The following is a 21,524-nucleotide window of genomic DNA, read 5'->3' on the forward strand; positions in this document are numbered from 1 at the left end:
CATGGCGGTTAAAAACATGACTAAGAAGCAAATTCAAACTTTTTTTGAACGCTTACGTGAGCAACGCCCCAACCCGAAAACTGAACTCAATTATAGTAGTCCATTTGAACTTTTAGTGGCTGTTACCCTATCTGCTCAGGCCACAGATGTCAGTGTCAACAAAGCCACAGATAAACTTTTTCCAGTAGCAAATACTCCTGAAGCTATTTATGCGTTAGGTGTTGACGGACTGAAGGAATATATCAAGACCATTGGCCTGTATAACTCAAAAGCGGAAAATGTCATTAAAGCCTGCAAGATGCTCATTGAGAAGCACAACAGCATCGTTCCGAATAATCGTGCAGATTTGGAAGCCTTACCCGGTGTCGGTCGTAAAACTGCAAATGTGGTGCTGAATACTGCTTTTGGACAACCGACCATGGCCGTTGATACGCATATTTTTCGTTTAGGTAATCGTACAGGATTGGCTGTCGGCAAAAATGTTTTGGAAGTCGAACACCGACTCGTCAAAGTCATCCCCAAAGAGTTTATTGTTGATTCACATCATTGGCTGATTTTACATGGACGCTATTGCTGCATTGCCCGCAAACCCAAATGTGATGAATGTATCGTGTCTGATGTATGTAATTGGCCTGACCGTTTTGACTTTGGCGCATTAAGACCGATTAAAACCACCCAAATTGAGGATTAATCTCTTCAATTTGGGAGTTGATGAAATTTGTAAGAATTAATTTATCGAGTCGATGCTTAATTTTTATCTTGTTTTTTGTGTTTTTTATTAAGCTCTTGCTGCAGCTTTGGATGTAAGCGATATTGCTTCGGGCTCAGTTTAGCTTGCTCTGCTTCTTCCACTTGCACCTTACGCAACATTTTAAAGCTGACAAATAATAAGCCCAATAACACCGCTACAGCGATGATGACCATTATAACCAAAGCAAATTTCATAACAGATTCGCCCTAAAAGCCACATAAAAAAAGAGCCCCACTATGCAGTAGGACTCTTTGATTGTCAAAAATTCAAAAAAGTTGAATTATTTAGACTGATCTAAAATCGCGAACAAATCAGTTTGAACTTGATCGATTGGACGAAGACCATTTAATTTGTCATAAGTTGGTGCGTTTTCGCCAGAAGCTGCACGACCTTGGTAGAAACCAACCAATTGCTCAGTTTCAGCGTGGTAAGAACCTAAACGCTTACGAATTGTTGCTTCTTGGTCATCAGGACGTTGAACAAGGTCTTCACCAGTTTCGTCATCTTTACCTTCCACTTTTGGTGGGTTGTAAACGGTGTGATATACACGACCAGATGCTGGATGTTGACGACGACCAGATAAACGTTGAACGATTTCTTCGTCAGGTACATCGATTTCAATTACGTGATCGATGCTGATACCTTCGTTTTCAAGCGCTTCAGCTTGTGGAATCGTACGCGGGAAACCGTCGAAAATGCAGCCGTTGACACAGTCAGGTTGAGCAATGCGTTCTTTTACAAGACCAATAATAAGCTCATCAGATACAAGGCCGCCATTATCCATGACGCTTTTAGCTTGTAGACCTAATTCAGTACCTTCACGAATCGCAGCACGGAGCATATCACCGGTTGAAATTTGTGGGATATCGTAGCGCTTACAGATCAACTGAGCTTGTGTCCCTTTACCTGCTCCAGGTGGTCCGAGTAATATAATGCGCATAAAAAAACATCCTCATTTTAAACATTGTATATGACGCTATATAGTGATCTGAACCGAAGATTCAGATCATCTTCCAGCATCTAATTATAAGAAAGCCACAAACAAATGTATTGTACCCGCGATAAAACCGGTTACACCACCCAAGACAATTAAAATCCATTCGTCTTCCTGAAATGCAGGACGTAATAGATTTTGAAATTCTTTCGGTGTTAGCTCACGAATACGGTCTCTAAACATTTGAAAGATTTTCTGTGCACGGCTCGCATTAAACGCAGGGTCGCATACAGGCACCATCGTAATTTCAATTGAGCGATCGATCAAGTCTGTCTTGAGTTTTGCGTACTCTTTTGGACCTAAAGACAACTGTAATGAGGTACGAACCAGTGGAGATTCCATAATTTCATTAATATGACGTTTCACAATGCGACGGGTCTTATCTTTCTTCCCGCCATACATCATTTCGGTCATGATGGATTTTAACGTAATTAGGTCTTCTGTGACTACACTTGCGAATACATCCGAAACTTCTTCTTGGCGTTTCATAAACGCCCCTTGAACATTGTACGTTCCAATACGTGGAAGCACAGGTTTAATCCAAGGGAATTTACGATCTTTAGTTAATTCAAACAATTGCAAATACTTTACGGGGTGCGGCTCAATGGGATTAAATACCATCCAGATGGCAATCCAGTTGGTCAAAAAGCCCCAGATTGCTGCCCAAAATGGAACCGTCCAATGCCAAGGCACCACAAACCAAACGATCATTTGGAAGATACCAAAGAACATCCCAATCAAGGCACTGATATGCCAAATAAAGTTGATTTCTTTTTGGCCAACTTTAAGAAACATCCGCACCATCAAGAGACGATCCGCTTCCATTTGACTCACCACCATTTCACGCATGTCAACAAGTGACTCTACGTTCATGGTCAGTTCGGTCACGAGTTCTTTTAAGGTATTTGGCAGCTGTTTATGTGCTTGGGCATAAATACGGCGTTTAATCGAATACGGTAAGTTTTCCCAAAGCACCGCATTTCGGTCTAACATGACTTCATCAATCAAATGTTCAAGCTCAAAGCCAACTTGTTCACCAATGATGCGCGCCATGTCCTCAGGATCCATTGCATCCAAAAACTCACGCAAGGAACCCAATTTAGACAATGTATTATCCGTAATAATGCCAGAAATACGTCCAGCTTTTCTTGGCACAATCCCCTGCCATCCCACGGGTAATGGACCTAAATGGAATCCCCAGAAAGTAATCGGGTAAAACACCATTTTCAGTGCCATCCAAACGTGTGCCCAGGTAACGAATGCGGTAACGGGGATAATACTCAGCACAGCCCAAAAATCGGGACGTTGCAAAAAGGTTTGCCACAATTCGTTAACGTACTCAAGCATGCATAACTTCCATATTTAATTTTATTCAGTGAGTGCGGTTATAAAATAAAGTTGATTATTTTCACTACAAACCAAAACTTAAAGTATATGAGATTTGTAGTCTCGGTTCGGTTTCCACAATCACATTACCTGATTTGTCTTCTAATTTTTCACCCGCACCCAAGCCTACACTAAACGTACTAATACGCTCGGCACTCAACATCACATAAGCAAGATCGATACCACCACCTAAACGCGCTTCATCTTCCCCATCTACTTTTTTGGAGTCGATGTGGCCCGCATAAGCTCCGATATAATAACCATTTTTATCTTTGCCAGTGAAATGAACTGGGTAACGAAAGCCGACTTGCCCACCAGGTGTTTTATCATCATTCAAGAAAACACCAGCTTTTGCATAGGCAATACCATATGGGTTTACCCACTCACCATTCACGTGAATAATTTTTTGAGTAAAACCGGCTCCAACATTCCATGGTTGATAACCCTCACCTGTTAATTTTGCCTCAGGTAAAAATGAATTGTCATTGGCATGTGCGATGCTTCCAAGCATCATAAATGCAAGCAATGGATATAATTTATTCATTGTTTTCACAAACTTCCTTAGTATTATTTTTTGGAATATTCCTTTTTTATACGTTTCGACTTTAGCAGAATAATATGAACTGTTATACACAAAGCCCCATATTTTTCATGTCTGCAAAGTCAAAATATAGACTGCAATCACAGCAGAGTCGTTTTTATTTATCAAAAAAATGTCAGTTGCGCTAGAATATGCCTCTTCCGTTATTTTAGCTCTCAGTCTTTAAGTCGATCGCGTATGAAGCAGCATTATCCTTTAAAAAATGTCCAGCAAGAAAAGCGGATTTATCGTAATCGCGTAGTGATTTCGATAGGGATTGTCTCCTTCTTTATGCTGTTGCTTGTGGCACGTTATGCATATTTGCAAATCAAGAGTTATGAGACCTTTTCGACTGCTGCAGATCAAAACCGAATTCGACTGCAACCGCTTGCACCCTCACGTGGTTATATCTATGACCGTAATGGTGTGTTATTAGCGGATAATTATCCGGTTTTCTCAGCAACCATGAGTCGTGCGGATGTTGAAGACATTGATGATACGGTAGAGCGCCTAACGCCTCTGTTAGAACTGACTGATGAAGACATCGAACGTTTCAAAAGTCGGATTAAAACCTCTAAAAAGACTGAACGCGTTTCGATTAAACTGAATTTAAATGAAAATGATATCGCCCGTTTTAGTGAGGTGAAATATCAATTCCCGGGTGTCAATATAGAGACCCAAATGACTCGCTACTATCCACATGGTGAACTGTTTGCCCATGTGATTGGCTACGTAGGTCGTATTAATGACAAAGAACTAAAAACGATTGATAAAGATTTATACGCTGGCTCAAACCTGATCGGTAAAATTGGCGTTGAAAAATCATATGAAGAACTTTTACATGGAATGCCGGGCAATGAGTCGGTTGAAGCTGATGCCTTTGGTAATGTGTTACGCCATTTAGGTCGTAAAGATCCGATTCGTGGTAATGACTTATATTTATCCTTAGATTATGGACTGCAAATGGTCGCTTCAGAGCAGCTTGCAGACCGACGTGGTGCGATTGTTGCGATTGACCCACGTACTGGAGAAATTCTTGCTCTCGTTTCTAGTCCAAGTTTTAACCCTAACTTATTTGTTACCGGGATTAGCAGCAAAGATTATTCTGAACTACGTGATAGCCTCGATCAGCCATTATATAACCGTGCTGTGCAAGGGGCTTATCCACCGGGTTCAACGATTAAGCCAATGTTTGGTCTAGGTGGTATTCATTATGGTCTAGTGGATTGGAGTACAGCCATTTCAGATCCGGGCTATTTCACGCTTCCGGGTGACAGCCATCGTTTCCGTGACCACAAAAAAACTGGTCATGGCTCAGTTAATTTACACAAAGCTCAAGTCATTTCCTGCGATACCTACTTCTATGTCTTGTCCTATCGTATGGGCATTGAAAAAATGAATACTTGGATGCGTCAGTTTGGTTTCGGTGAAAAAACCGGTGTAGATTTACCAAGTGAAAGCACAGGGCTATATCCAAATCCTGAATGGAAGCTCCGCACACGGAAGTCCAACTGGCTTAAAGGTGAAACCATTTCTGTCAGTATTGGTCAAGGTGCATTTACAGCAACACCATTACAACTGGCGATGGCAACTGCCATTACCGCTAATCAAGGCTCTCATGTTACACCTCACGTTTTGCGTGAAAGTAAAGGCGCTAAAGTCCACAAAGTACATAACGCCCCGAATGGTCGCATTCAATTTAATGGTAAGCCAGATGATTGGATTAAAATGCGTGATGCCATGATTGATGTGGTTCAAACAGGGACCGGTCGTGGTATTCGTACCCCAATGTATCAAATCGCAGGTAAAACAGGGACTGCACAGGTTAAAAGTATTGCCCAAGGTAAACGCTATAACGAGTCCTTATTGACAGAGCGTCAACTTGACCATGGTTTATTTGTTGGTTTTGCCCCTGCGGAAAAACCTGAAATTGCGATTGCCGTCGTTTGGGAAAATGGTCGTCACGGTGGTTCTGCTGCTCAAATTGCGAAACCGATGTTTGACTACTGGTTATTAACACGTAAAAAGAATCCAATTCGTCCTGCAAGCCATCAAATTAGTGGTGGTCTCATGACTGCGGGTCTAAAACCGAGTGAGTTACCAAGCGGCTCTAATATTTTATCAGCCGATCCAAATGCGAGCCCAACAGCTCAGCAGAACAACACAACTCAACAATCGAATACTGCAAATACCCCACCTCGTGCTGCCAGTGCAGCACATGCAACCGATGAGGAATAATTCATGAAAAATCAATTAAGAATCATTGGGGGTGAATGGAAACGCCGTCAACTGCCTTTTGCCAGTATTGATGGTTTACGCCCTACACCTGACCGTGTGCGCGAGACATTATTTAACTGGCTCATGTGGGATGTTCAAAATGCCAAAGTTCTCGACCTTTGTACAGGTTCAGGTGCTTTGTCATTTGAAGCACTCTCACGTGGTGCAGCAGAAGCTGTTTTAATTGAACCTGATCGCACCCAAGCGAAATTTCTCATGGACAATTTAGAACTTTTAAGAGTTAGCAAACAACGTGTGCAACTCAAAAACATGACGGCACAACAAGCCATTCCTAACTTGAAAGACCAATTTGATCTGATTTTCTTAGATCCCCCTTATAGTCTTGATTTATGGCAAGAACTTGCTGAGTTGGTCGATCCGTACATTTCAGACAATGGTTTAATTTATATCGAAGCTGATCGTGATCTTGCTCAGTTAATACTCCCGAGCAGTTGGCAGCAAATTAAACAAACCAAAGCTGGAACGGTGCGTGCAGGCTTATATAAAAAGGCTTAATGTAGATGCACATAAAAAAGGACGCCAATGCGTCCTTTTTTATTACTTGAAAATCATTAAACCTGTGGTCGAAGTGGACGCTGGCTGTTAAATCCACCTGTGGTTTTAGCTTTATCCACGAGCGTCACTTTTGGACGTTGTTGCTGTGGTTTTTGCTGCTGGGGCTTACTTCTATTGGGTTTAGCTGGCGTCTGAGGCTTTGCGCTTGGACGATGCACATTTGACGGATGCTGAGATGAAGGTTTCTGTACATTCGGTTTATGAGTATCGTCTGGACGGCTATTCGAATTCGGTCGTGGTGAGTTTGGTCGATGTTGCGGGCTATTCACTCGACCATATGAACGGTCATAACGCTGTCCGTATGAACCACCATATTGACCTGAATAACCATATTGATTTGCATAGCCATATTGATTCGAATGGTATCGGCCATCATCAAATGGCGCCACGACACACCCTGTAAATGTAACTGCAACCACAGATAGCAAAGCAACTTGTTTAAGCATGTGTAGCACTCCTCTTTGATGAAGAGCATTTTCACCTCTTTGATGAAGAGCATTTTCACTTATCGAAATGAATTTAATTGGAAGTCTGTGTACATCTGCTGTATTTAAACATTCATGTTTTATTCATCATTTAACATCCAATTTTTCTTCATTTACTCAGTCAGCCACATTTATATAGAAAAATTCACTACAATAGCGCCACGTATTTCAAAGCTGTAATTTAATGACTTGGCTGATTTTTATTCTTGGTGCCATCTTTGCGGGATTCGTACAAGGATTAACAGGGTTTGCATTCGCCCTTATCGCAATGTCATTTTGGGTTTGGATACTTCCCCCGCAAATAGCAGCACCCTTGGTCGTCTGCGCTTCAGTTTATAGCCACTTCATCTCATTATCATCAGAACGCAAAAGCATTCCGATCAATAAAAATATCATTTATCCCTATTTAATTGCAGGAATTTTAGGTGTACCGCTCGGTACGTATTTATTAGACAGCATTAATCCAGATACATTTAAATTGGTTTTGGGCGCTTTTTTAATGTTTTGGTGCCCAATTTTATTTTTTAATCCTAAATTTTCATTCATCCAAAAATCAGGGAAATGGGCGGATTCTAGTATTGGATATATTGCTGGAATCTTGGGTGGTCTTGGAGGCTTTTGTGGTGCATTACCCTCTGCATGGCTCATGCTGAAAAATACACCCAAAGCAGAACAACGCTATATTTTGCGACATTTCAATTTAGCCATTCAGCTCGTTACACTCATCAGCTATCTGCTACAAGGGATCATCCATCGTGAACATCTGCCCTATTTAGCCGTGCTGTTGGTGATTATGGCTTTTCCAGTGATTTTTGGTGCCAAACTTTTTTATCGCATTTCAGAACGCCAATTTAAGCATATCGTGTTAGGGCTATTATTTTCTTCAGGCTGCTTTTTGGTAACGATGAGTATCTTAACCTGATGACTCAAAACCTAAAGATATTTGTCCAAATCATTCTAGAAAAACCCCTTCTCAGTTAGATATTCACATCTTGTAACAATGACACAGTTCACATTTAAATAAAAATTAGCCAAATGGTAAAAAAGTAATTAATTTTTCTGACGAAAATTAATAGAATATTGCACCTCATAATTTTGCTTAAAATAAAACCATGAAAAAGTTCATCCTGCTTGCAGGTGTAACTCTGCTTAGCGGCTGTATGTTTGGCACGTCCAGCGAAATTAAAAAAGCTGAAAAACTACTCTCACATTTTCAATGCAATAATATTGAAAGTTCACATATGACTCATAGCTCGATTACAAGTTTTCATGAAGAAAAACTGGCATCAAGTAAACAAAAGGTCGTGTCATATATCGACAGCTATAAAGAAGGCGAAAAATTATTTCGTATCCCGCTCATCGATGTGGTTGACCAGCAATACATTATTTATAAGGCGGCATGTCAAAATCTGGGCGGTATCCATCCCGATTTTCATGATTAAATTCAATATAAAAGTCTAAACAAAATCATCTAAACGTAAAAAGGACAGCCGATGCTGTCCTTTTTTATTGGTTTGTTAGATTAATGATAGCGTGTATCGACACTGAATTTTTCAGGAAATTTGGCATGAATTTGCGCGTAAAAATCCATGATTTCAGCCATATCTTTTTCATAATCGCCTGTAGGATAAACAATTTTACCCACACCCGTTTTTTTCTGCGCATAGTCCATATAGGCTAAAGCAATCGGCACACCTGCTTGCATAGCAACATGATAAAAACCGGTTTTCCACTTCTCTTGTTTGGCGCGTGTTCCTTCAGGCGTCACTAACATGACTAATTTCGGATGATGCTTAAATAAGTCAGCCATGAGCTCAACCATACTTTGACGTGCTTCACCATCTTGTTTTGGACGACGATTAATACCAATTCCACCCATAGCACGTACAAAAGGCCCAAACGGAAATTTCATATAACTGTCTTTAATCGTGATACGAACATTTACCCCTAAAGCTTTCAGGGCAAGGCGTGCATAAAGTGCATCCCAATTACTGGTATGTGGCGCTGCAATCATGACACATTGGTCAATATTTAAATCCCAATGGTTATCAATTTGCCACCCCATTAAGTTCAGACTTTTTTCCGCTGTTTTTTCAAACACAATTTGCACCGACAGTTTTTTCTATGCCGCAGAGTTTAACAACGCAAAATAATTATAAAAGCCTATATTGTTCAGTTATTCACCAATTAATATATAAATGTCCTTCAGCGTTCACTTTTAGGTAAATCACCAATATTTCACTATTTACGAATTTTTAAAAATCAAATGTCTGTTTTGATGTATTAACCAAACACACAATTGTTAACAACAATAGGCTATTTTTCTTGAGCAATAAAAGCCACGCTTAGCATTATATTGGGTACGTACGGCGTATAAATCTCATGAAAAAACTAATCCTCGCTCTCTGTATGGTCAGTGCAACCTTAACAGCATGTTCAAAAACCAGCAATGAATCTGAAACTGCGACACCATCAGATAATAATGTCATTGCCAATACAGACGCAGCCTCAGAAAGTCCGATTGCCACAGGTGATAACACCGAAAATGCACTTGATTGGGCAGGTGAATATAAAGGGATTCTGCCCTGTCATGATTGCAAAGGGATTGAAACTGAGCTTGAACTCAAACTCGATAAAAGCTATGAGCTTAGCCAAGAGTTTTTAGGTAAGCCTGCAAACACTGAAAATAAAGTGAATGGCCGTTTTAAGTTTTTGCCAGATCAACCCGGGATGATTCAACTTGATGCCCAAGGCGACAATCGGATTTACTTTGTAGGTGAAAACTTTATTGAGCTTCGTGGTGATAAAGGTGAAAAATTGGAAATGCCTGAATTAAATTTACAGCTCTCTAAAAAGCTTGATTAGCGTTTTATTTAACATTTGTAGTCATATATTAGTCATAAAAAATCCCCGCAAAAGCGGGGATTTTTTGTTTAATCCAAATGTATCAACGGGTTAATTATTTTCCGCCAAATACATAAGAAAGACCTACACGACCACCAACTTCGCTACCACCTGCAACACCGATTGCAGCGCTAAGTGAAGTACGGCCATCAGCAAATACGCTTGCAACACCTAGAGCACCAGCAGATTCACCTTCGTAGTGACCAACACCACCAAATACTGCAAATTGACCTGCACCAATGTTAGGAATTTGTTGTTGAGCAGCTAAAGCAATTGCAACACCACGGTAAGCTGTTTTCTCTACGTCATCAACACGTGAATTCAACTGATCTACACGTGAATTTAAGTTAGCTGCAGTAGTGTTGAACTGAGTTAAACGAGCGTCAACTTCAACAATTTTAGTGTCTACTTCAGCAACTTTTGCATCGATTGCTTCTGTAGCACCAGCAACAGCTGTATCAACTGATGATTTGATACCTTCAACAATACTTACACCACCGATTTGATAATCTGCAGCATTGATTACGCCAGTTGTATTAATACCACCTGCTGTAATTTCAGTTTTTTGTGTACCAGTAGCATCAGTTTTTACAACTTCAGTACCATATTTGTTAGAACCGTCGGCATTTTTACCAATTACACCTGAAGCAACATACTGTTCAGTACGAGTACCTTCAATTTCCGCACGATCGCTATAAACTGCATCGATATCCGTGGTATTTGCACCAGCAGTAGTAATACCTGCTTGGATATTTGTTTGTTGCTCTTTATAATTTGATTCGCTATAACGAACTTGCTGACTTGTTACAGTATTATGTACTTTAGAGATGATAAATTCACCAGAAGTATCTTGTGCTGTACCAGTTTTGCTATGAGTACCTGCTGTTGGAGCAGCACCAGTATAAGCGATTAAATCACCTGAAGCTGTTAGCTCATAGAAAGATGATTCTACACCTTTATCATCATTATAAACTTCAACAACAGTTTTACCATTTGTTAAGTCATATTGACGTGTTTTTTGAACAGCTGATTGTGTTGGATTAACAGCAACCTGACTAACAATACTGCCATCAGTCATTAACACACCTTTATTAGCAAGATCTGCCAATGCAATACCATTACCAGTTAACATCGTAACTTTATTGTTATCACGCGCACTAACACCATAGATGTTTTTAGAAGGATCTAATTCACCAGATGCATTTACACCACCAGTATTTGCTAAAATACCTGTTTGTACATAACGCACGTCATTAACCACACCACTATTAGCAGGGAAGCGGCCTTCTACATCCTGAATTGTACCATCTGGTGCAATAATTGTACCATCAACACCACCAGCATTTTCTAAAGTAGCACCTTGATAACCATAAAGAACATGCTCACCATTCAAAACTTTATTTTCAAAGCCAACTACATCTGTAGATGCTGTAGTACCGGCAATTTTACCACCTTTTTCAAGGGTATCTACATCAACAGTACCTTTGTATTCTTTTAGAGTACCATCTGCTTCAACTGTATAGTAACCAGTATAAGCACCCGTTACAGGGTTTTGGAAGCGGTAGATTTCAGTTGTCCCACTTGTATATTTGAACACATCATATTCTACTGGGGTGCCAGGATTAGTTGTGTTTGTTAATTCTTTAGAGCCTAAATCAAAACCAATTAATTCACCATCAAAGTTTGCAATAAAATTAACTTCAGGCAAAAACATATTCGCTTCGTGAACATTCGTACCCGATGCAACGTTCATAGCAGTAGCAATTTCGCCATATACAGGTGCTTGAACTAAACCAGATATTGGTAAATTATCATAATCGTTATCATAAATTGGATTGCCGTTTACTAAATTCTCAGTTACTTGAACTGGGTTAGCTGGTACTACTGCTGCGTTTGCTGTTACTGCTGCGACTGCTAAGCTTGCTGCTAGAAGTGTTTTCTGAAATTTCATACAAATTCCTTCAATTTTTATAAAAAGACTGGTAGACCCTAGGATGATGTTTACCAGCGAAACTTTTACGAATGCGTACTTATCGTCTGGAGAATCCGCAATTCATAGCCAACCGCCCCTGCGGTGCTGTGGCAATAATATACAAAATGAAACATTAATATCAATCAAAATTTGATTTATTTTTAAATAAAAAATACTTAAATTCCTTGTTTTTTCACAAAAATACTATAATTTATTGTTTTTTTTATATTTTTATATAATGCAATTAATACTAAAGAATTATATTTCCTTTAACTTTTACTCTTTAATCAAGCAATATTTGATTTCTCGTAAACACATATCGTTTATCCTTCCTTACAAAAAATTACTCTTATTTATCAATAATTAGACGAAAAATGATTGTTATTCATTTGGCTATTTCCTACAATCAACAATTAAAATTTACCGAACTCTTATCAACATTCTGTTACACTTAAGAGTCCTTAATTATTGTAAGCAGAATCAATGAAATATGAGTAATCTACAAGAAAAGTTAGCTTTTAGTGAACGCTTGAAACAGGCACTAATAGATTCAAATCACCCTATTAGCCCAACTTATTTATCAAAAGAGTTTAATCATAGATATGATGGCACTCCTGTTTCAGTGCAATCGGCAAATAATTGGTTATTAGGTAAAGCGATTCCAAATCAAGATAAACTGGCTATTCTTTCTATTTGGCTCAATGTCACTAGCCAATGGTTACGCTTTGGCGACAATACATTAGGATCATCCAATCTTGAGTCAAATGATCAATCAGAACTTGATTATTTTTTAAAATTTCGGACATTGAATGCAAGTCAAAAACAAATCATTAAAGATCTAATTGACCAATTCATTCAGAGATAGAAGTATCTTTATTCAATAATTTTAAATATTTTTTATTTTCAACTTCGTAATAATTAATTCTCTCTTCATAGTCACGTATTGTCTTATAAAGCATCTGTAACTCTTTTTTACTCACGAGAATTTTTTCACAATTGGGATCGAATACTTTTGAATGTTTATTCATACATTTTATTCGCTTACCGTCTTGATTTATCATTGCTATTCTTATAAAGAACATATTGATAAAATCATAAATTAAAATTTTAAATATTCCAATATATAAATCATACAAATCAATAACAATTTCTTATTCTCAATATAAAAAATAAAAATGATCATATGTTTTACATTAATTTGCTTCATGTTATTCAGATTAACACAAAATTACAACATACATCACAAAAAAAAACCCTGCAAAATGCAGGGTTTTTTATTTGGCAGTAATTAGCTTACATCATACCGCCCATGCCACCCATACCGCCCATATCAGGCATAGCAGGTTTATCTTCTGGGATTTCAGTAATCATACATTCAGTTGTAAGCATTAAGCCCGCAACAGATGCAGCATGCTCAAGCGCAGAACGTGTTACTTTAGCTGGGTCAAGAATACCCATTTCTAACATATCGCCATACTCTGAAGTCGCAGCGTTATAACCGAAGTTACCTTCACCGTTTTTCACAGCATTGATTACAACTGATGGCTCATCACCAGAGTTTGCAACGATTTGACGAAGCGGTGCTTCAATTGCACGACGTAAAATGTTGATACCAACATTTTGGTCATCATTAGCACCAGACACACCTTCAAGTGCTTTTGCAGCACGTACAAGTGCAACACCACCACCTGCTACAACACCTTCTTCAACTGCAGCACGAGTTGCATGAAGTGCATCGTCAACGCGATCTTTCTTCTCTTTCATTTCAACTTCAGTTGCAGCGCCGATTTTGATTACAGCAACACCACCTGCCAATTTAGCAACGCGTTCTTGAAGTTTTTCTTTGTCGTATTCTGAAGTTGATTCTTCAATTTGAGCACGAATTTGAGTTACACGTTCAGCAATTTGCTCTGCAACACCTGCACCATCAACAATTACTGTGTTTTCTTTAGAAACAGTAACTTTATGCGCTGTACCTAAGTGCTCAAGTGTAGTTTGGTCTAAAGACATACCAACCTCTTCAGAAACTACAGTCGCGCCAGTTAAAATCGCGATGTCTTGAAGCATCGCTTTACGACGATCACCAAAACCAGGTGCTTTAACAGCACAAACTTTGATAATGCCACGCATGTTGTTTACAACAAGAGTTGCAAGTGCTTCACCTTCAACATCTTCAGCAATGATAAGAAGCGGTTTACCTGTTTTAGCAACAGCTTCAAGTACAGCAATTAATTCGCGGATGTTGCTGATTTTTTTATCAACAAGAAGAATGTATGGGTTTTCAAGTTCAGCTGTTAGTGTATCTTGCTTGTTTGCAAAGTACGGGCTGATGTAACCACGGTCAAACTGCATACCCTCTACAACATCTAGAGAATCTTCAAAGCCTGAACCCTCTTCAACTGTAATTACACCCTCTTTACCAACTTTTTCCATTGCTTGAGCAATAAGTTTACCAACAGTGGTGTCAGAGTTCGCAGAAATAGAACCTACTTGTTCAATCGCTTTAGAGTCAGATGCAGGTTTTGCAGTCGCTTTAATTTCAGCAACTACAGCTTTAACCGCGATGTCGATACCGCGTTTAAGATCCATTGGGTTCATACCCGCAGTTACTGATTTAATCCCTTCATTAAGGATTGCTTGTGCAAGAACAGTTGCAGTTGTTGTACCGTCACCCGCGATGTCGTTGGTTTTTGAAGACACTTCACGAACTAGCTGAGCGCCCATGTTTTCAAACTTGTCTTTTAACATGATTTCTTTAGCAACAGAAACACCATCTTTAGTGATGTGCGGTGCACCGAAAGAACGGTCGATGACAACGTTACGGCCTTTAGGACCTAAAGTCACTTTTACAGCATCTGCAAGTACATTTACACCCGCGATCATTTTTGAACGCGCTGAATCACCAAATTTTACGTCTTTAGCTGACATGTCTAACTCCGAATCTTTTTAAAATTTTTAACAATTTATGATGAATAAAAGGGTCTAAATGCGTGTACGAAACTTAAGCTTCAAGTACCGCTAAGATGTCAGACTCTTTCATAATAAGAAGCTCTTCGCCTGCTACTTTTACTTTTGTACCGGCATAAGTGCCAAACAATACGTTGTCACCAACTTTAACGTCTAATGCACGTACGCCATTGTCAGTTACTTTGCCATTACCTACAGCGATTACTTCGCCTTGAGCAGGTTGTTCAGCTGCTGAAGTACTTAAAATAAGACCACCAGCAGTTTTAGTTTCCTTTTCAACACGGCGAATCACAACGTTGTCATGCAAAGGACGAATATTGCTCATAGTTAACTCCAGACTAAGTCTATTTACTAGATAAAAGACGATGACATTTTGATTTCCATAAGCCATCGACAAAAAATAATTTAGATGACACTTTTGTGGGGATGGAAAAAAACCCTTCAAGGGCAAAATTTAATTTTTTTCATTTTTTTGTATTTTTTTTCTTCAAAATTTAAATTTAAAGGATTAAAGCTCATCCAAAATATGAGTACTAAGATTTTCTTCGAATATTTTTAACTTTGAATTATAAAAATAATGCTGCACATTCATCTGCTCATCAATGACATTAAAACTGTTGGCAAGGTTATCGTGTAGGCGATATGACGTTGCAGTTCCAGCATGAATATCCCAAACTGGATGCGCAGCACCTAAAGCATAAATCTGATTGAGGTCATAGCTGGCTGGAACATGTAAATGTCCATGCAATAAACCATTTAAACCGTGTTGACTCCACTGTTCGAGTGCTAAACGCCCTTGAACAGGACAATCTTTCACACCATGCGGGTCATTGGGCGGCGTATAAAAAGGTTGATGCGCTATGATTAATTTTACTTTATTGGGCGGCGCATGTTTAAGTAATTCATCGACATGATGTATTTGCTCGAGCGATACATGCCCTCGCGTATGGTAACGACGGCGAATACTATTGATCCCAATTAAATAAAAATGCTCGGTTTCCAGTACATTTTCCATGGCACCAAAAAAAAGTTGATAACGTGCAAAAGGGCTAAAAATACGGTTCCATAAATGATATAGCGGAATATCATGATTCCCCGGCACAACGATATAAGGCAGCTTTAAGCTTTCTAAAAATTGCTTACATGCATAAAACTGACGATAACGCGCACGTTGGGTCAAGTCTCCACTGGCAACCACGGCCTCGATACGCTGTTCACGACAAAATTGCTGAATAGCGCGCATACACTCTGGCTTTTCAGTGCCGAAATGCAGATCAGACAGATGCAGTATCATGTGGCACCCGTATCTTTAAGGCTTGTTTTTGCACTCGAATTTTAAGCGGCGGTTTCATTTCTACAATCTCACCATCCACAGCAACGGTCATTTTTTTTCGTTGGGTATGTATGGTGACTTCATCAGCGGCAAAACTATACACATCTGGTGCATTGTCGATATTGCCACGGATCAATTGCCATAAAATTTTAAATAACGTTTTCTTATCACTTTTTGCGACCACCACACCTGCAACTTTACCTGCCTCTGCATCCTTAGCAATTTGCAAGTTTAAATCGGCCAATTGCAATTGATTATTGCCAAAAAAGATCAAGGGCGTTTTGACTGGATAAATATGATGATCCACTTCTATTTCCAATTTCAGCTCTTTACGATCTCGAATCAGCACATCCAAACCTGAGGTATAAGCATGCAATGGGAAACGCCCAAACTTTTGATTATAAAATTCTCTTTTTTGTATAAATAAAGGATACAAGCCCAAACTGGCATTGTTTAAATAGATATGTTCATTGATTTGCGCCACGTGCACCTGTCGATTATTGCCTGTCGCAATCACCTGTGCCGCTTGAATTAAATCGAGAGGAATATTGAGTACCCGCGCCACATAATTAAATGTGCCCAAAGGTAAGACCCCCATAGGAATATCGGTATGCATCAACTGATGAGCAACAGCATTTAAGGTTCCATCACCACCTGCAGCAACCACAACACCCAAATTATCAGGGTCTTTATGGCGTGCAAATACCTTGCTCATTAAAGTATCAAAACTGGCTTCCTGCCCAAGCTCAAATGACTGTATTTCGAAATTATGATCGGATAATATCCGCACAAGTTCCTCGTAGACTTCATCTTTGTTTGCAGCATGAAATCCTGATTTTTTATTATAGATAATAGATAAAGGCTTGGCTTGTTTAATCACTTTTTATACATCTTGGCCGCTTAGTATTGTATTTTGTCGAATTTAACAGCAAATAATAGCGCCTTTATGTAAAAATCGAATTACCACCATTTATTTAATCAATAATAATTCTCAAATGTCAATTACATGCAACTTTTTGTTTTTATTAAAAATAACTATATAAAATATTGTCCATCACGTTAATAAATAAAGTTAAAATTCACCACATTATATGTTAAGTTATTGTATTTTATCTATATTTAGTATAAATAGCATTAACTACCAAAAAAAATCTACCACTTCTTTAGTCTTATTTTTTTTATGATTTTATGCTTTAATACAGCCACTTTTTTTTCATCTTTTATCTGCATGATGTATCCCATGATGCAGATTATACTTTGTACGGTTAGTACATTTTTGAGATAGGCCTCACCATGACCCAAGTGAACGCACCAGAATTCGTTCGTCACCCTAAGCTCATTGCTTGGGTGGAAGAAATTGCCAAATTAACCAAACCAGCAAAAATCGAATGGTGTGACGGTAGCGCAGAAGAATATCAACGTTATATCGACTTGATGATCGCTAACGGCACTATGCAAGAACTTAACCAAGAAAAACATCCTGGTTCTTACCTTGCTAATTCTGATCCTTCTGACGTTGCTCGTGTTGAAGGTCGTACTTACATCTGTTCTGAAAAACAAGAAGATGCAGGCGCAACAAACAACTGGGAAGCTCCAGCTGAAATGCGTGCTCGTCTGAATGGTTTATTTGACGGTTCAATGAAAGGCCGTACTTTATACGTAGTTCCTTTCTCTATGGGTCCTTTAGGTTCTCATATTGCTCACATCGGTATCGAACTTACTGATTCTCCTTACGTTGCTGTAAGCATGTCTAAAATGGCTCGTATGGGTAAAGCTGTTTATGACGTACTTGGTACTGACGGTGACTTCATTCCTTGCGTACACACTGTTGGTGCTCCGCTTGAAGAAGGTCAAAAAGACGTTGCTTGGCCTTGCAACCCTGAAAAATACATCGTTCATTATCCAGAAACTCGTGAAATCTGGTCTTACGGTTCTGGTTACGGCGGTAACGCATTGTTGGGTAAAAAATGCCTAGCTTTACGTATTGCATCTTCTATGGGTCGTCAACAAGGCTGGTTAGCTGAACATATGCTCATCCTTGGCGTGACTAACCCACAAGGCGAAAAACACTACATCGCAGCTGCATTCCCTTCTGCTTGTGGTAAAACAAACTTCGCGATGTTGATTCCACCAGCGGGTTACGAAGGTTGGAAAATTGAAACTGTAGGTGACGATATTGCTTGGATCAAACCAGGTGAAGATGGTCGTTTATATGCAATCAACCCTGAAGCTGGTTTCTTCGGTGTAGCACCTGGTACAAATACCAAGACTAACCCGAACTGTATGGCGACTCTTCATAAAGACGTAATCTATACCAACGTTGCTGTAACTGACGAAGGTGAAGTATGGTGGGAAGGTCTGACTAAAGAAGCGCCTGCTAACTTGACTAACTGGAAAGGTCAACCACACACCGGCGAAGAAAAAGCAGCTCATCCAAATGCTCGTTTCACTGTTTCAGCTGGTCAATGTCCTTCTATTGATGCTGACTGGGAAAATCCAGCAGGTGTTCCAATTTCTGCGTTCATCTTCGGTGGTCGTCGTGCAGACACAGTGCCTCTAATTTCAGAAGCATTTGACTGGGTTGACGGTGTTTACAAAGCTGCAACTATGGGCTCTGAAACAACTGCTGCTGCTGTTGGTCAACAAGGTATCGTTCGTCGTGACCCATTCGCAATGCTTCCATTTGCGGGTTACAACATGGCTGACTACTTCTCTCACTGGTTAGAACTTGGTGAAGAAGTTGCTGCTAAAGCTAAAGCTGCTGGCAATAAACTTCCTGGTATCTACAACGTGAACTGGTTCCGTCGTGATGCTGAAGGTAACTTTGTATGGCCTGGTTTCGGTCAAAACATGCGTGTTCTTGAGTGGATCATTGACCGTTGTGAAGGTCGTGCAGACGCTGTTGAAACACCTATCGGCCTTGTTCCAACATACGAACAATTGAACTGGACTGGTTCAGACTTCACTAAAGAGCAATTCGAGCTTGTAACTTCTCAAGATAAAGATCAATGGATCAAAGAACTTGAAAGCCACACTGAATTGTTCAACAAACTTGGTGATCGCTTACCAAAAGCACTTAAAGTACGTCAAGACGAACTTTTAGAAGCTGTAAAAAAATCTGCTTAATCGGCCTTTAATTTCCCTCCTTTAAAAGAGGGATTAAGAAAGATTTAAAAGACCGCCTTGCGCGGTCTTTTTTATATCAACTAAGCCACATCTTGAGCTTTTTGCTTTATACGTATTGCCATTAAGTACTCGTCCAAAACATCAACTTCAGATGCACTGAATTGCAAATATAAGTTTGTGCGTCTTTGCAAAATATCTTCAGAGCTTCTCGCCCACTCATTCTCAACCAAATAATCTACTTCTTGAGCATACAAGCCATGCCCGAAGTTTTGCCCAAGCTCATCAATCGAAGTTAAATGATTCAGCAAAATCCAGACACGTGTTCCATAAGCATGCGCCCAACGACTTGCTAGACTGCTTGAAACCCCTCGCACTTTTTGTTGGATTTCAACTATCAACTGCTCTATGGATTCTAAATTTTCCGCACCGGGCAATGTTGCATCAGCAGTCCACGGTTTGGATCGATGATGAAAAACCGTTTTAAGCTGATCTAATGCCGCTTCTGCAAGTTTTCGGTAAGTGGTGAGCTTGCCACCAAAGATTGAAAGTAATGCTGCACCTTCTACATCGGTCAATGCTAAGGTGTAATCTCGCGTGACTGCAGCTGGATTATCTGACTCATCATCACACAGCGGACGCACACCTGAATAAGTTGAAATGATGTCCGTTTGCGTCAATTGAGTTTTAAAGTGATCATTTGACACATCAAGCAAGTAATCGATTTCTTCTTGGCTTATCTTTACTCGATTTGGGTCTGCTTGATATTCACGATCTGTCGTGCCGATCAGGGTATATTGTTCTAAATAAGGAATCGCAAAGACAATGCGGTGATCATCATTTTGCATAATAAAAGCTTTATCACCTTCAAAGAGCTTTGCAACGATGATATGGCTACCTTGTATTAAGCGTATACCATAAGGTGACTCTTGCTTTAACCCCTGTTTTATAAAGTCAGCGACCCAAGGACCTGCCGCATTCACCAATACTTTAGCCTGCACATTTTGCAAACCCTTGGCATTTTTTAAACACACTTGCCAAATGCCAGCTTTACTGTATGCATTTAAACATTCTGTTCGAGTCAGAACCTGTGCACCATATTCCCGTGCTTGTATCGCATTGAGTACAACCAAGCGTGCATCATCCACAGCGCAGTCGGAATATTCAAACCCTCGAGTAAATCTGGGTGCTAAAGGACTAACTTCCACATCAAATTCAATTCCATTGGAGCCAGCAAGCTGTTCACGTTTACCCAAATAATCATAAAAGAATAATCCAGTCCGAATTAGCCAAGCCGGACGTAAGTGCGGTTCATGTGGCATGATAAAACGCATCGGTCGAATAATATGAGGGGCTTTTTTAAGCAGAACTTCGCGTTCTGCCAGTGCTTCACGTACCAAACGAAATTCTTTATGTTCCAAATAGCGCAGACCACCATGAATTAATTTGCTACTTGCAGATGAAGTATGGCTCGCGAGATCGTCTTTTTCACAGAGCAAAACACTTAAACCCCGCCCCGCTGCATCACAGGCAATACCAACACCATTGATTCCACCACCAATGACCACCATGTCATATATTAATTGTTGTTGTGTATTCATCGCTCCCTCCCGCTATGTCTTTTTATTCAACAATGCTTCGTTTTCTTTGCTTTATTATTTTTCTCATTGATCATGCTTTTTTGATCAAGTACCTATTTTGATCAAGATATCTGTACGCTGAGTTTTTTATATCCTTCAATAAATGAGAAGTTATATTTTAAATGTACGTTTAAAAGCTTGCTGGCTCAAGCATGAAATCAATCATTTTAAAGTCAGAACCTATATTCAAAGCAAACATAATTACAAGCAGTTGATTTGTATTTTTTTTTCAACCTAATCTTTTTTAAAATTTTATTTCAAGCTTTTATATATTGCATGTTCAGCTGCAGAAGCCTTCAGTTTTGATGTACCCCGTTTATGCACTTACAGATACCATCTTTGGTGGTACTGCAGAATTTTTTGCCCTAAGTTTCAAAGAAGCTGGCTATGAGACATGGTTCTTCATCTATGTAACCATCATGATTTTTATTTCATTATTGGTCTACGTCTTTATGAAAGACACCAAACACCATTCCAAAATTCAAGAGCATTAATTCTACCCAATTAAGCCTCGGAGTTATTAATCATACTGATTA

The 21,524-nt window shown here is 39.4% G+C and carries 20 protein-coding genes and 1 pseudogene; 9 read left to right on the top strand and 12 right to left on the bottom strand.

Translation table 11 applies throughout. The features are described from left to right. Position 1: 1 nt before the first annotated feature. Entirely contained in the window at positions 2-691 is a 690-nt protein-coding gene (gene nth / locus LXF01_RS11710) for an endonuclease III (protein ID WP_233944393.1), read from the top strand. A 56-nt stretch (positions 692-747) separates the two neighbouring features. Here the strand turns inward: nth and LXF01_RS11715 are convergent, their stop codons facing one another. From LXF01_RS11715 to LXF01_RS11730, 4 genes are all read right to left on the bottom strand, one after another. Then, complete coding sequence (locus tag LXF01_RS11715; protein WP_233944394.1) at positions 748-945, bottom strand: hypothetical protein; 198 nt, start codon at positions 943-945, stop codon at positions 748-750. Positions 946-1,031: 86 nt separating this feature from the next. Then, on the bottom strand, positions 1,032-1,691 hold the full coding sequence (gene adk / locus LXF01_RS11720; protein ID WP_078189866.1) for an adenylate kinase: 660 nt from the start codon (positions 1,689-1,691) through the stop codon (positions 1,032-1,034). Between the two features lie 84 nt (positions 1,692-1,775). Beyond that, positions 1,776-3,092, bottom strand: a complete 1,317-nt coding sequence (locus tag LXF01_RS11725; protein ID WP_233944395.1) for a hypothetical protein — start codon at positions 3,090-3,092, stop codon at positions 1,776-1,778. A 64-nt stretch (positions 3,093-3,156) separates the two neighbouring features. Next, positions 3,157-3,675 (bottom strand): hypothetical protein, encoded by a 519-nt coding sequence (locus tag LXF01_RS11730; protein WP_233944396.1) that lies wholly within the window; start codon positions 3,673-3,675, stop codon positions 3,157-3,159. 234 nt (positions 3,676-3,909) lie between these two features. On the opposite strand from LXF01_RS11730, the gene mrdA reads away from it, so the two are divergent. Then, on the top strand, positions 3,910-5,949 hold the full coding sequence (gene mrdA, locus LXF01_RS11735) for a penicillin-binding protein 2 (RefSeq protein ID WP_233944397.1): 2,040 nt from the start codon (positions 3,910-3,912) through the stop codon (positions 5,947-5,949). 3 nt (positions 5,950-5,952) lie between these two features. Further along, on the top strand, positions 5,953-6,504 hold the full coding sequence (gene rsmD / locus LXF01_RS11740; protein ID WP_233944398.1) for a 16S rRNA (guanine(966)-N(2))-methyltransferase RsmD: 552 nt from the start codon (positions 5,953-5,955) through the stop codon (positions 6,502-6,504). A gap of 56 nt (positions 6,505-6,560) precedes the next feature. Here rsmD and LXF01_RS11745 read toward each other — a convergent pair whose 3' ends face one another. Then, the gene (locus LXF01_RS11745) at positions 6,561-7,010 is read right to left on the bottom strand and encodes a hypothetical protein (RefSeq protein WP_233944399.1); all 450 of its coding nucleotides are present in this window, start codon (positions 7,008-7,010) and stop codon (positions 6,561-6,563) included. Between the two features lie 223 nt (positions 7,011-7,233). Between LXF01_RS11745 and LXF01_RS11750 the strand changes: the two genes are divergently transcribed. Both LXF01_RS11750 and LXF01_RS11755 read left to right on the top strand, forming a co-directional pair. Continuing rightward, positions 7,234-7,971 (top strand): sulfite exporter TauE/SafE family protein, encoded by a 738-nt coding sequence (locus tag LXF01_RS11750; protein WP_180060050.1) that lies wholly within the window; start codon positions 7,234-7,236, stop codon positions 7,969-7,971. Between the two features lie 190 nt (positions 7,972-8,161). Continuing rightward, complete coding sequence (locus tag LXF01_RS11755) at positions 8,162-8,491, top strand: hypothetical protein (protein ID WP_180041659.1); 330 nt, start codon at positions 8,162-8,164, stop codon at positions 8,489-8,491. An 80-nt stretch (positions 8,492-8,571) separates the two neighbouring features. Here LXF01_RS11755 and LXF01_RS11760 read toward each other — a convergent pair whose 3' ends face one another. Next, positions 8,572-9,150: a 1-acyl-sn-glycerol-3-phosphate acyltransferase gene (locus tag LXF01_RS11760; RefSeq protein ID WP_171262613.1), complete on the bottom strand. Its 579-nt coding sequence runs from the start codon at positions 9,148-9,150 to the stop codon at positions 8,572-8,574. A gap of 281 nt (positions 9,151-9,431) precedes the next feature. Here LXF01_RS11760 and LXF01_RS11765 point away from each other — a divergent pair, with 281 nt between their 5' ends. After that, a complete protein-coding gene (locus LXF01_RS11765; protein WP_233944400.1) occupies positions 9,432-9,914 on the top strand; it encodes a copper resistance protein NlpE in 483 nt (160 codons plus the stop codon). Positions 9,915-10,008: 94 nt separating this feature from the next. On the opposite strand, the gene LXF01_RS11770 is transcribed toward LXF01_RS11765, so the two are convergent. Further along, positions 10,009-11,904: a YadA-like family protein gene (locus LXF01_RS11770; RefSeq protein WP_233944401.1), complete on the bottom strand. Its 1,896-nt coding sequence runs from the start codon at positions 11,902-11,904 to the stop codon at positions 10,009-10,011. A gap of 511 nt (positions 11,905-12,415) precedes the next feature. On the opposite strand from LXF01_RS11770, the gene LXF01_RS11775 reads away from it, so the two are divergent. Continuing rightward, positions 12,416-12,790, top strand: coding sequence for a hypothetical protein (locus LXF01_RS11775; protein WP_111885656.1), 375 nt, complete (start codon positions 12,416-12,418; stop codon positions 12,788-12,790). A gap of 428 nt (positions 12,791-13,218) precedes the next feature. On the opposite strand, the gene groL is transcribed toward LXF01_RS11775, so the two are convergent. The 4 genes from groL to LXF01_RS11795 all read right to left on the bottom strand — a co-directional run bounded on the left by groL (position 13,219) and on the right by LXF01_RS11795 (position 17,105). Beyond that, positions 13,219-14,853, bottom strand: a complete 1,635-nt coding sequence (gene groL, locus LXF01_RS11780) for a chaperonin GroEL (RefSeq protein WP_233944402.1) — start codon at positions 14,851-14,853, stop codon at positions 13,219-13,221. Between the two features lie 73 nt (positions 14,854-14,926). Next, complete coding sequence (locus LXF01_RS11785) at positions 14,927-15,217, bottom strand: co-chaperone GroES (protein WP_078192966.1); 291 nt, start codon at positions 15,215-15,217, stop codon at positions 14,927-14,929. Positions 15,218-15,400: 183 nt separating this feature from the next. Next, complete coding sequence (locus LXF01_RS11790; RefSeq protein WP_233944403.1) at positions 15,401-16,186, bottom strand: metallophosphoesterase family protein; 786 nt, start codon at positions 16,184-16,186, stop codon at positions 15,401-15,403. After that, complete coding sequence (locus tag LXF01_RS11795) at positions 16,167-17,105, bottom strand: diacylglycerol/lipid kinase family protein (protein ID WP_078192968.1); 939 nt, start codon at positions 17,103-17,105, stop codon at positions 16,167-16,169. Before LXF01_RS11795 ends, LXF01_RS11790 begins: the two co-directional genes overlap by 20 nt. Before the next feature lie 413 nt (positions 17,106-17,518). Between LXF01_RS11795 and LXF01_RS11800 the strand changes: the two genes are divergently transcribed. Then, positions 17,519-19,351: a phosphoenolpyruvate carboxykinase (GTP) gene (locus LXF01_RS11800; protein WP_180007483.1), complete on the top strand. Its 1,833-nt coding sequence runs from the start codon at positions 17,519-17,521 to the stop codon at positions 19,349-19,351. 80 nt (positions 19,352-19,431) lie between these two features. Here LXF01_RS11800 and glpD read toward each other — a convergent pair whose 3' ends face one another. Then, positions 19,432-20,949 carry a glycerol-3-phosphate dehydrogenase gene (glpD, locus tag LXF01_RS11805; RefSeq protein WP_233944404.1) on the bottom strand — a complete coding sequence of 506 codons (1,518 nt, stop codon included), beginning with the start codon at positions 20,947-20,949 and terminating at the stop codon, positions 19,432-19,434. 356 nt (positions 20,950-21,305) lie between these two features. On the opposite strand from glpD, the pseudogene LXF01_RS11810 reads away from it, so the two are divergent. Continuing rightward, positions 21,306-21,482, top strand: a pseudogene (locus tag LXF01_RS11810) (alpha-ketoglutarate permease); the annotation flags it as partial. Between the last annotated feature and the right edge of the window lie 42 nt (positions 21,483-21,524).

Origin of the sequence: Acinetobacter sp. SH20PTE14, assembly GCF_021391555.1 — a bacterium.
GTDB classification, from domain to species: domain Bacteria; phylum Pseudomonadota; class Gammaproteobacteria; order Pseudomonadales; family Moraxellaceae; genus Acinetobacter; species Acinetobacter amyesii.

Coding starts and splice junctions, on each gene's coding strand:
- LXF01_RS11770 (WP_233944401.1), bottom strand. CDS start 11,904: ATGAAATTTCAGAAAACACTTCTAGCAGCAAGCTTAGCAGTCGCAGCA.
- LXF01_RS11715 (WP_233944394.1), bottom strand. CDS start 945: ATGAAATTTGCTTTGGTTATAATGGTCATCATCGCTGTAGCGGTGTTA.
- mrdA (WP_233944397.1), top strand. CDS start 3,910: ATGAAGCAGCATTATCCTTTAAAAAATGTCCAGCAAGAAAAGCGGATT.
- rsmD (WP_233944398.1), top strand. CDS start 5,953: ATGAAAAATCAATTAAGAATCATTGGGGGTGAATGGAAACGCCGTCAA.
- LXF01_RS11730 (WP_233944396.1), bottom strand. CDS start 3,675: ATGAATAAATTATATCCATTGCTTGCATTTATGATGCTTGGAAGCATC.
- LXF01_RS11800 (WP_180007483.1), top strand. CDS start 17,519: ATGACCCAAGTGAACGCACCAGAATTCGTTCGTCACCCTAAGCTCATT.
- LXF01_RS11790 (WP_233944403.1), bottom strand. CDS start 16,186: ATGATACTGCATCTGTCTGATCTGCATTTCGGCACTGAAAAGCCAGAG.
- nth (WP_233944393.1), top strand. CDS start 2: ATGGCGGTTAAAAACATGACTAAGAAGCAAATTCAAACTTTTTTTGAA.
- LXF01_RS11775 (WP_111885656.1), top strand. CDS start 12,416: ATGAGTAATCTACAAGAAAAGTTAGCTTTTAGTGAACGCTTGAAACAG.
- LXF01_RS11755 (WP_180041659.1), top strand. CDS start 8,162: ATGAAAAAGTTCATCCTGCTTGCAGGTGTAACTCTGCTTAGCGGCTGT.
- groL (WP_233944402.1), bottom strand. CDS start 14,853: ATGTCAGCTAAAGACGTAAAATTTGGTGATTCAGCGCGTTCAAAAATG.
- LXF01_RS11750 (WP_180060050.1), top strand. CDS start 7,234: ATGACTTGGCTGATTTTTATTCTTGGTGCCATCTTTGCGGGATTCGTA.
- LXF01_RS11725 (WP_233944395.1), bottom strand. CDS start 3,092: ATGCTTGAGTACGTTAACGAATTGTGGCAAACCTTTTTGCAACGTCCC.
- LXF01_RS11785 (WP_078192966.1), bottom strand. CDS start 15,217: ATGAGCAATATTCGTCCTTTGCATGACAACGTTGTGATTCGCCGTGTT.
- glpD (WP_233944404.1), bottom strand. CDS start 20,949: ATGAATACACAACAACAATTAATATATGACATGGTGGTCATTGGTGGT.
- LXF01_RS11745 (WP_233944399.1), bottom strand. CDS start 7,010: ATGCTTAAACAAGTTGCTTTGCTATCTGTGGTTGCAGTTACATTTACA.
- LXF01_RS11765 (WP_233944400.1), top strand. CDS start 9,432: ATGAAAAAACTAATCCTCGCTCTCTGTATGGTCAGTGCAACCTTAACA.
- adk (WP_078189866.1), bottom strand. CDS start 1,691: ATGCGCATTATATTACTCGGACCACCTGGAGCAGGTAAAGGGACACAA.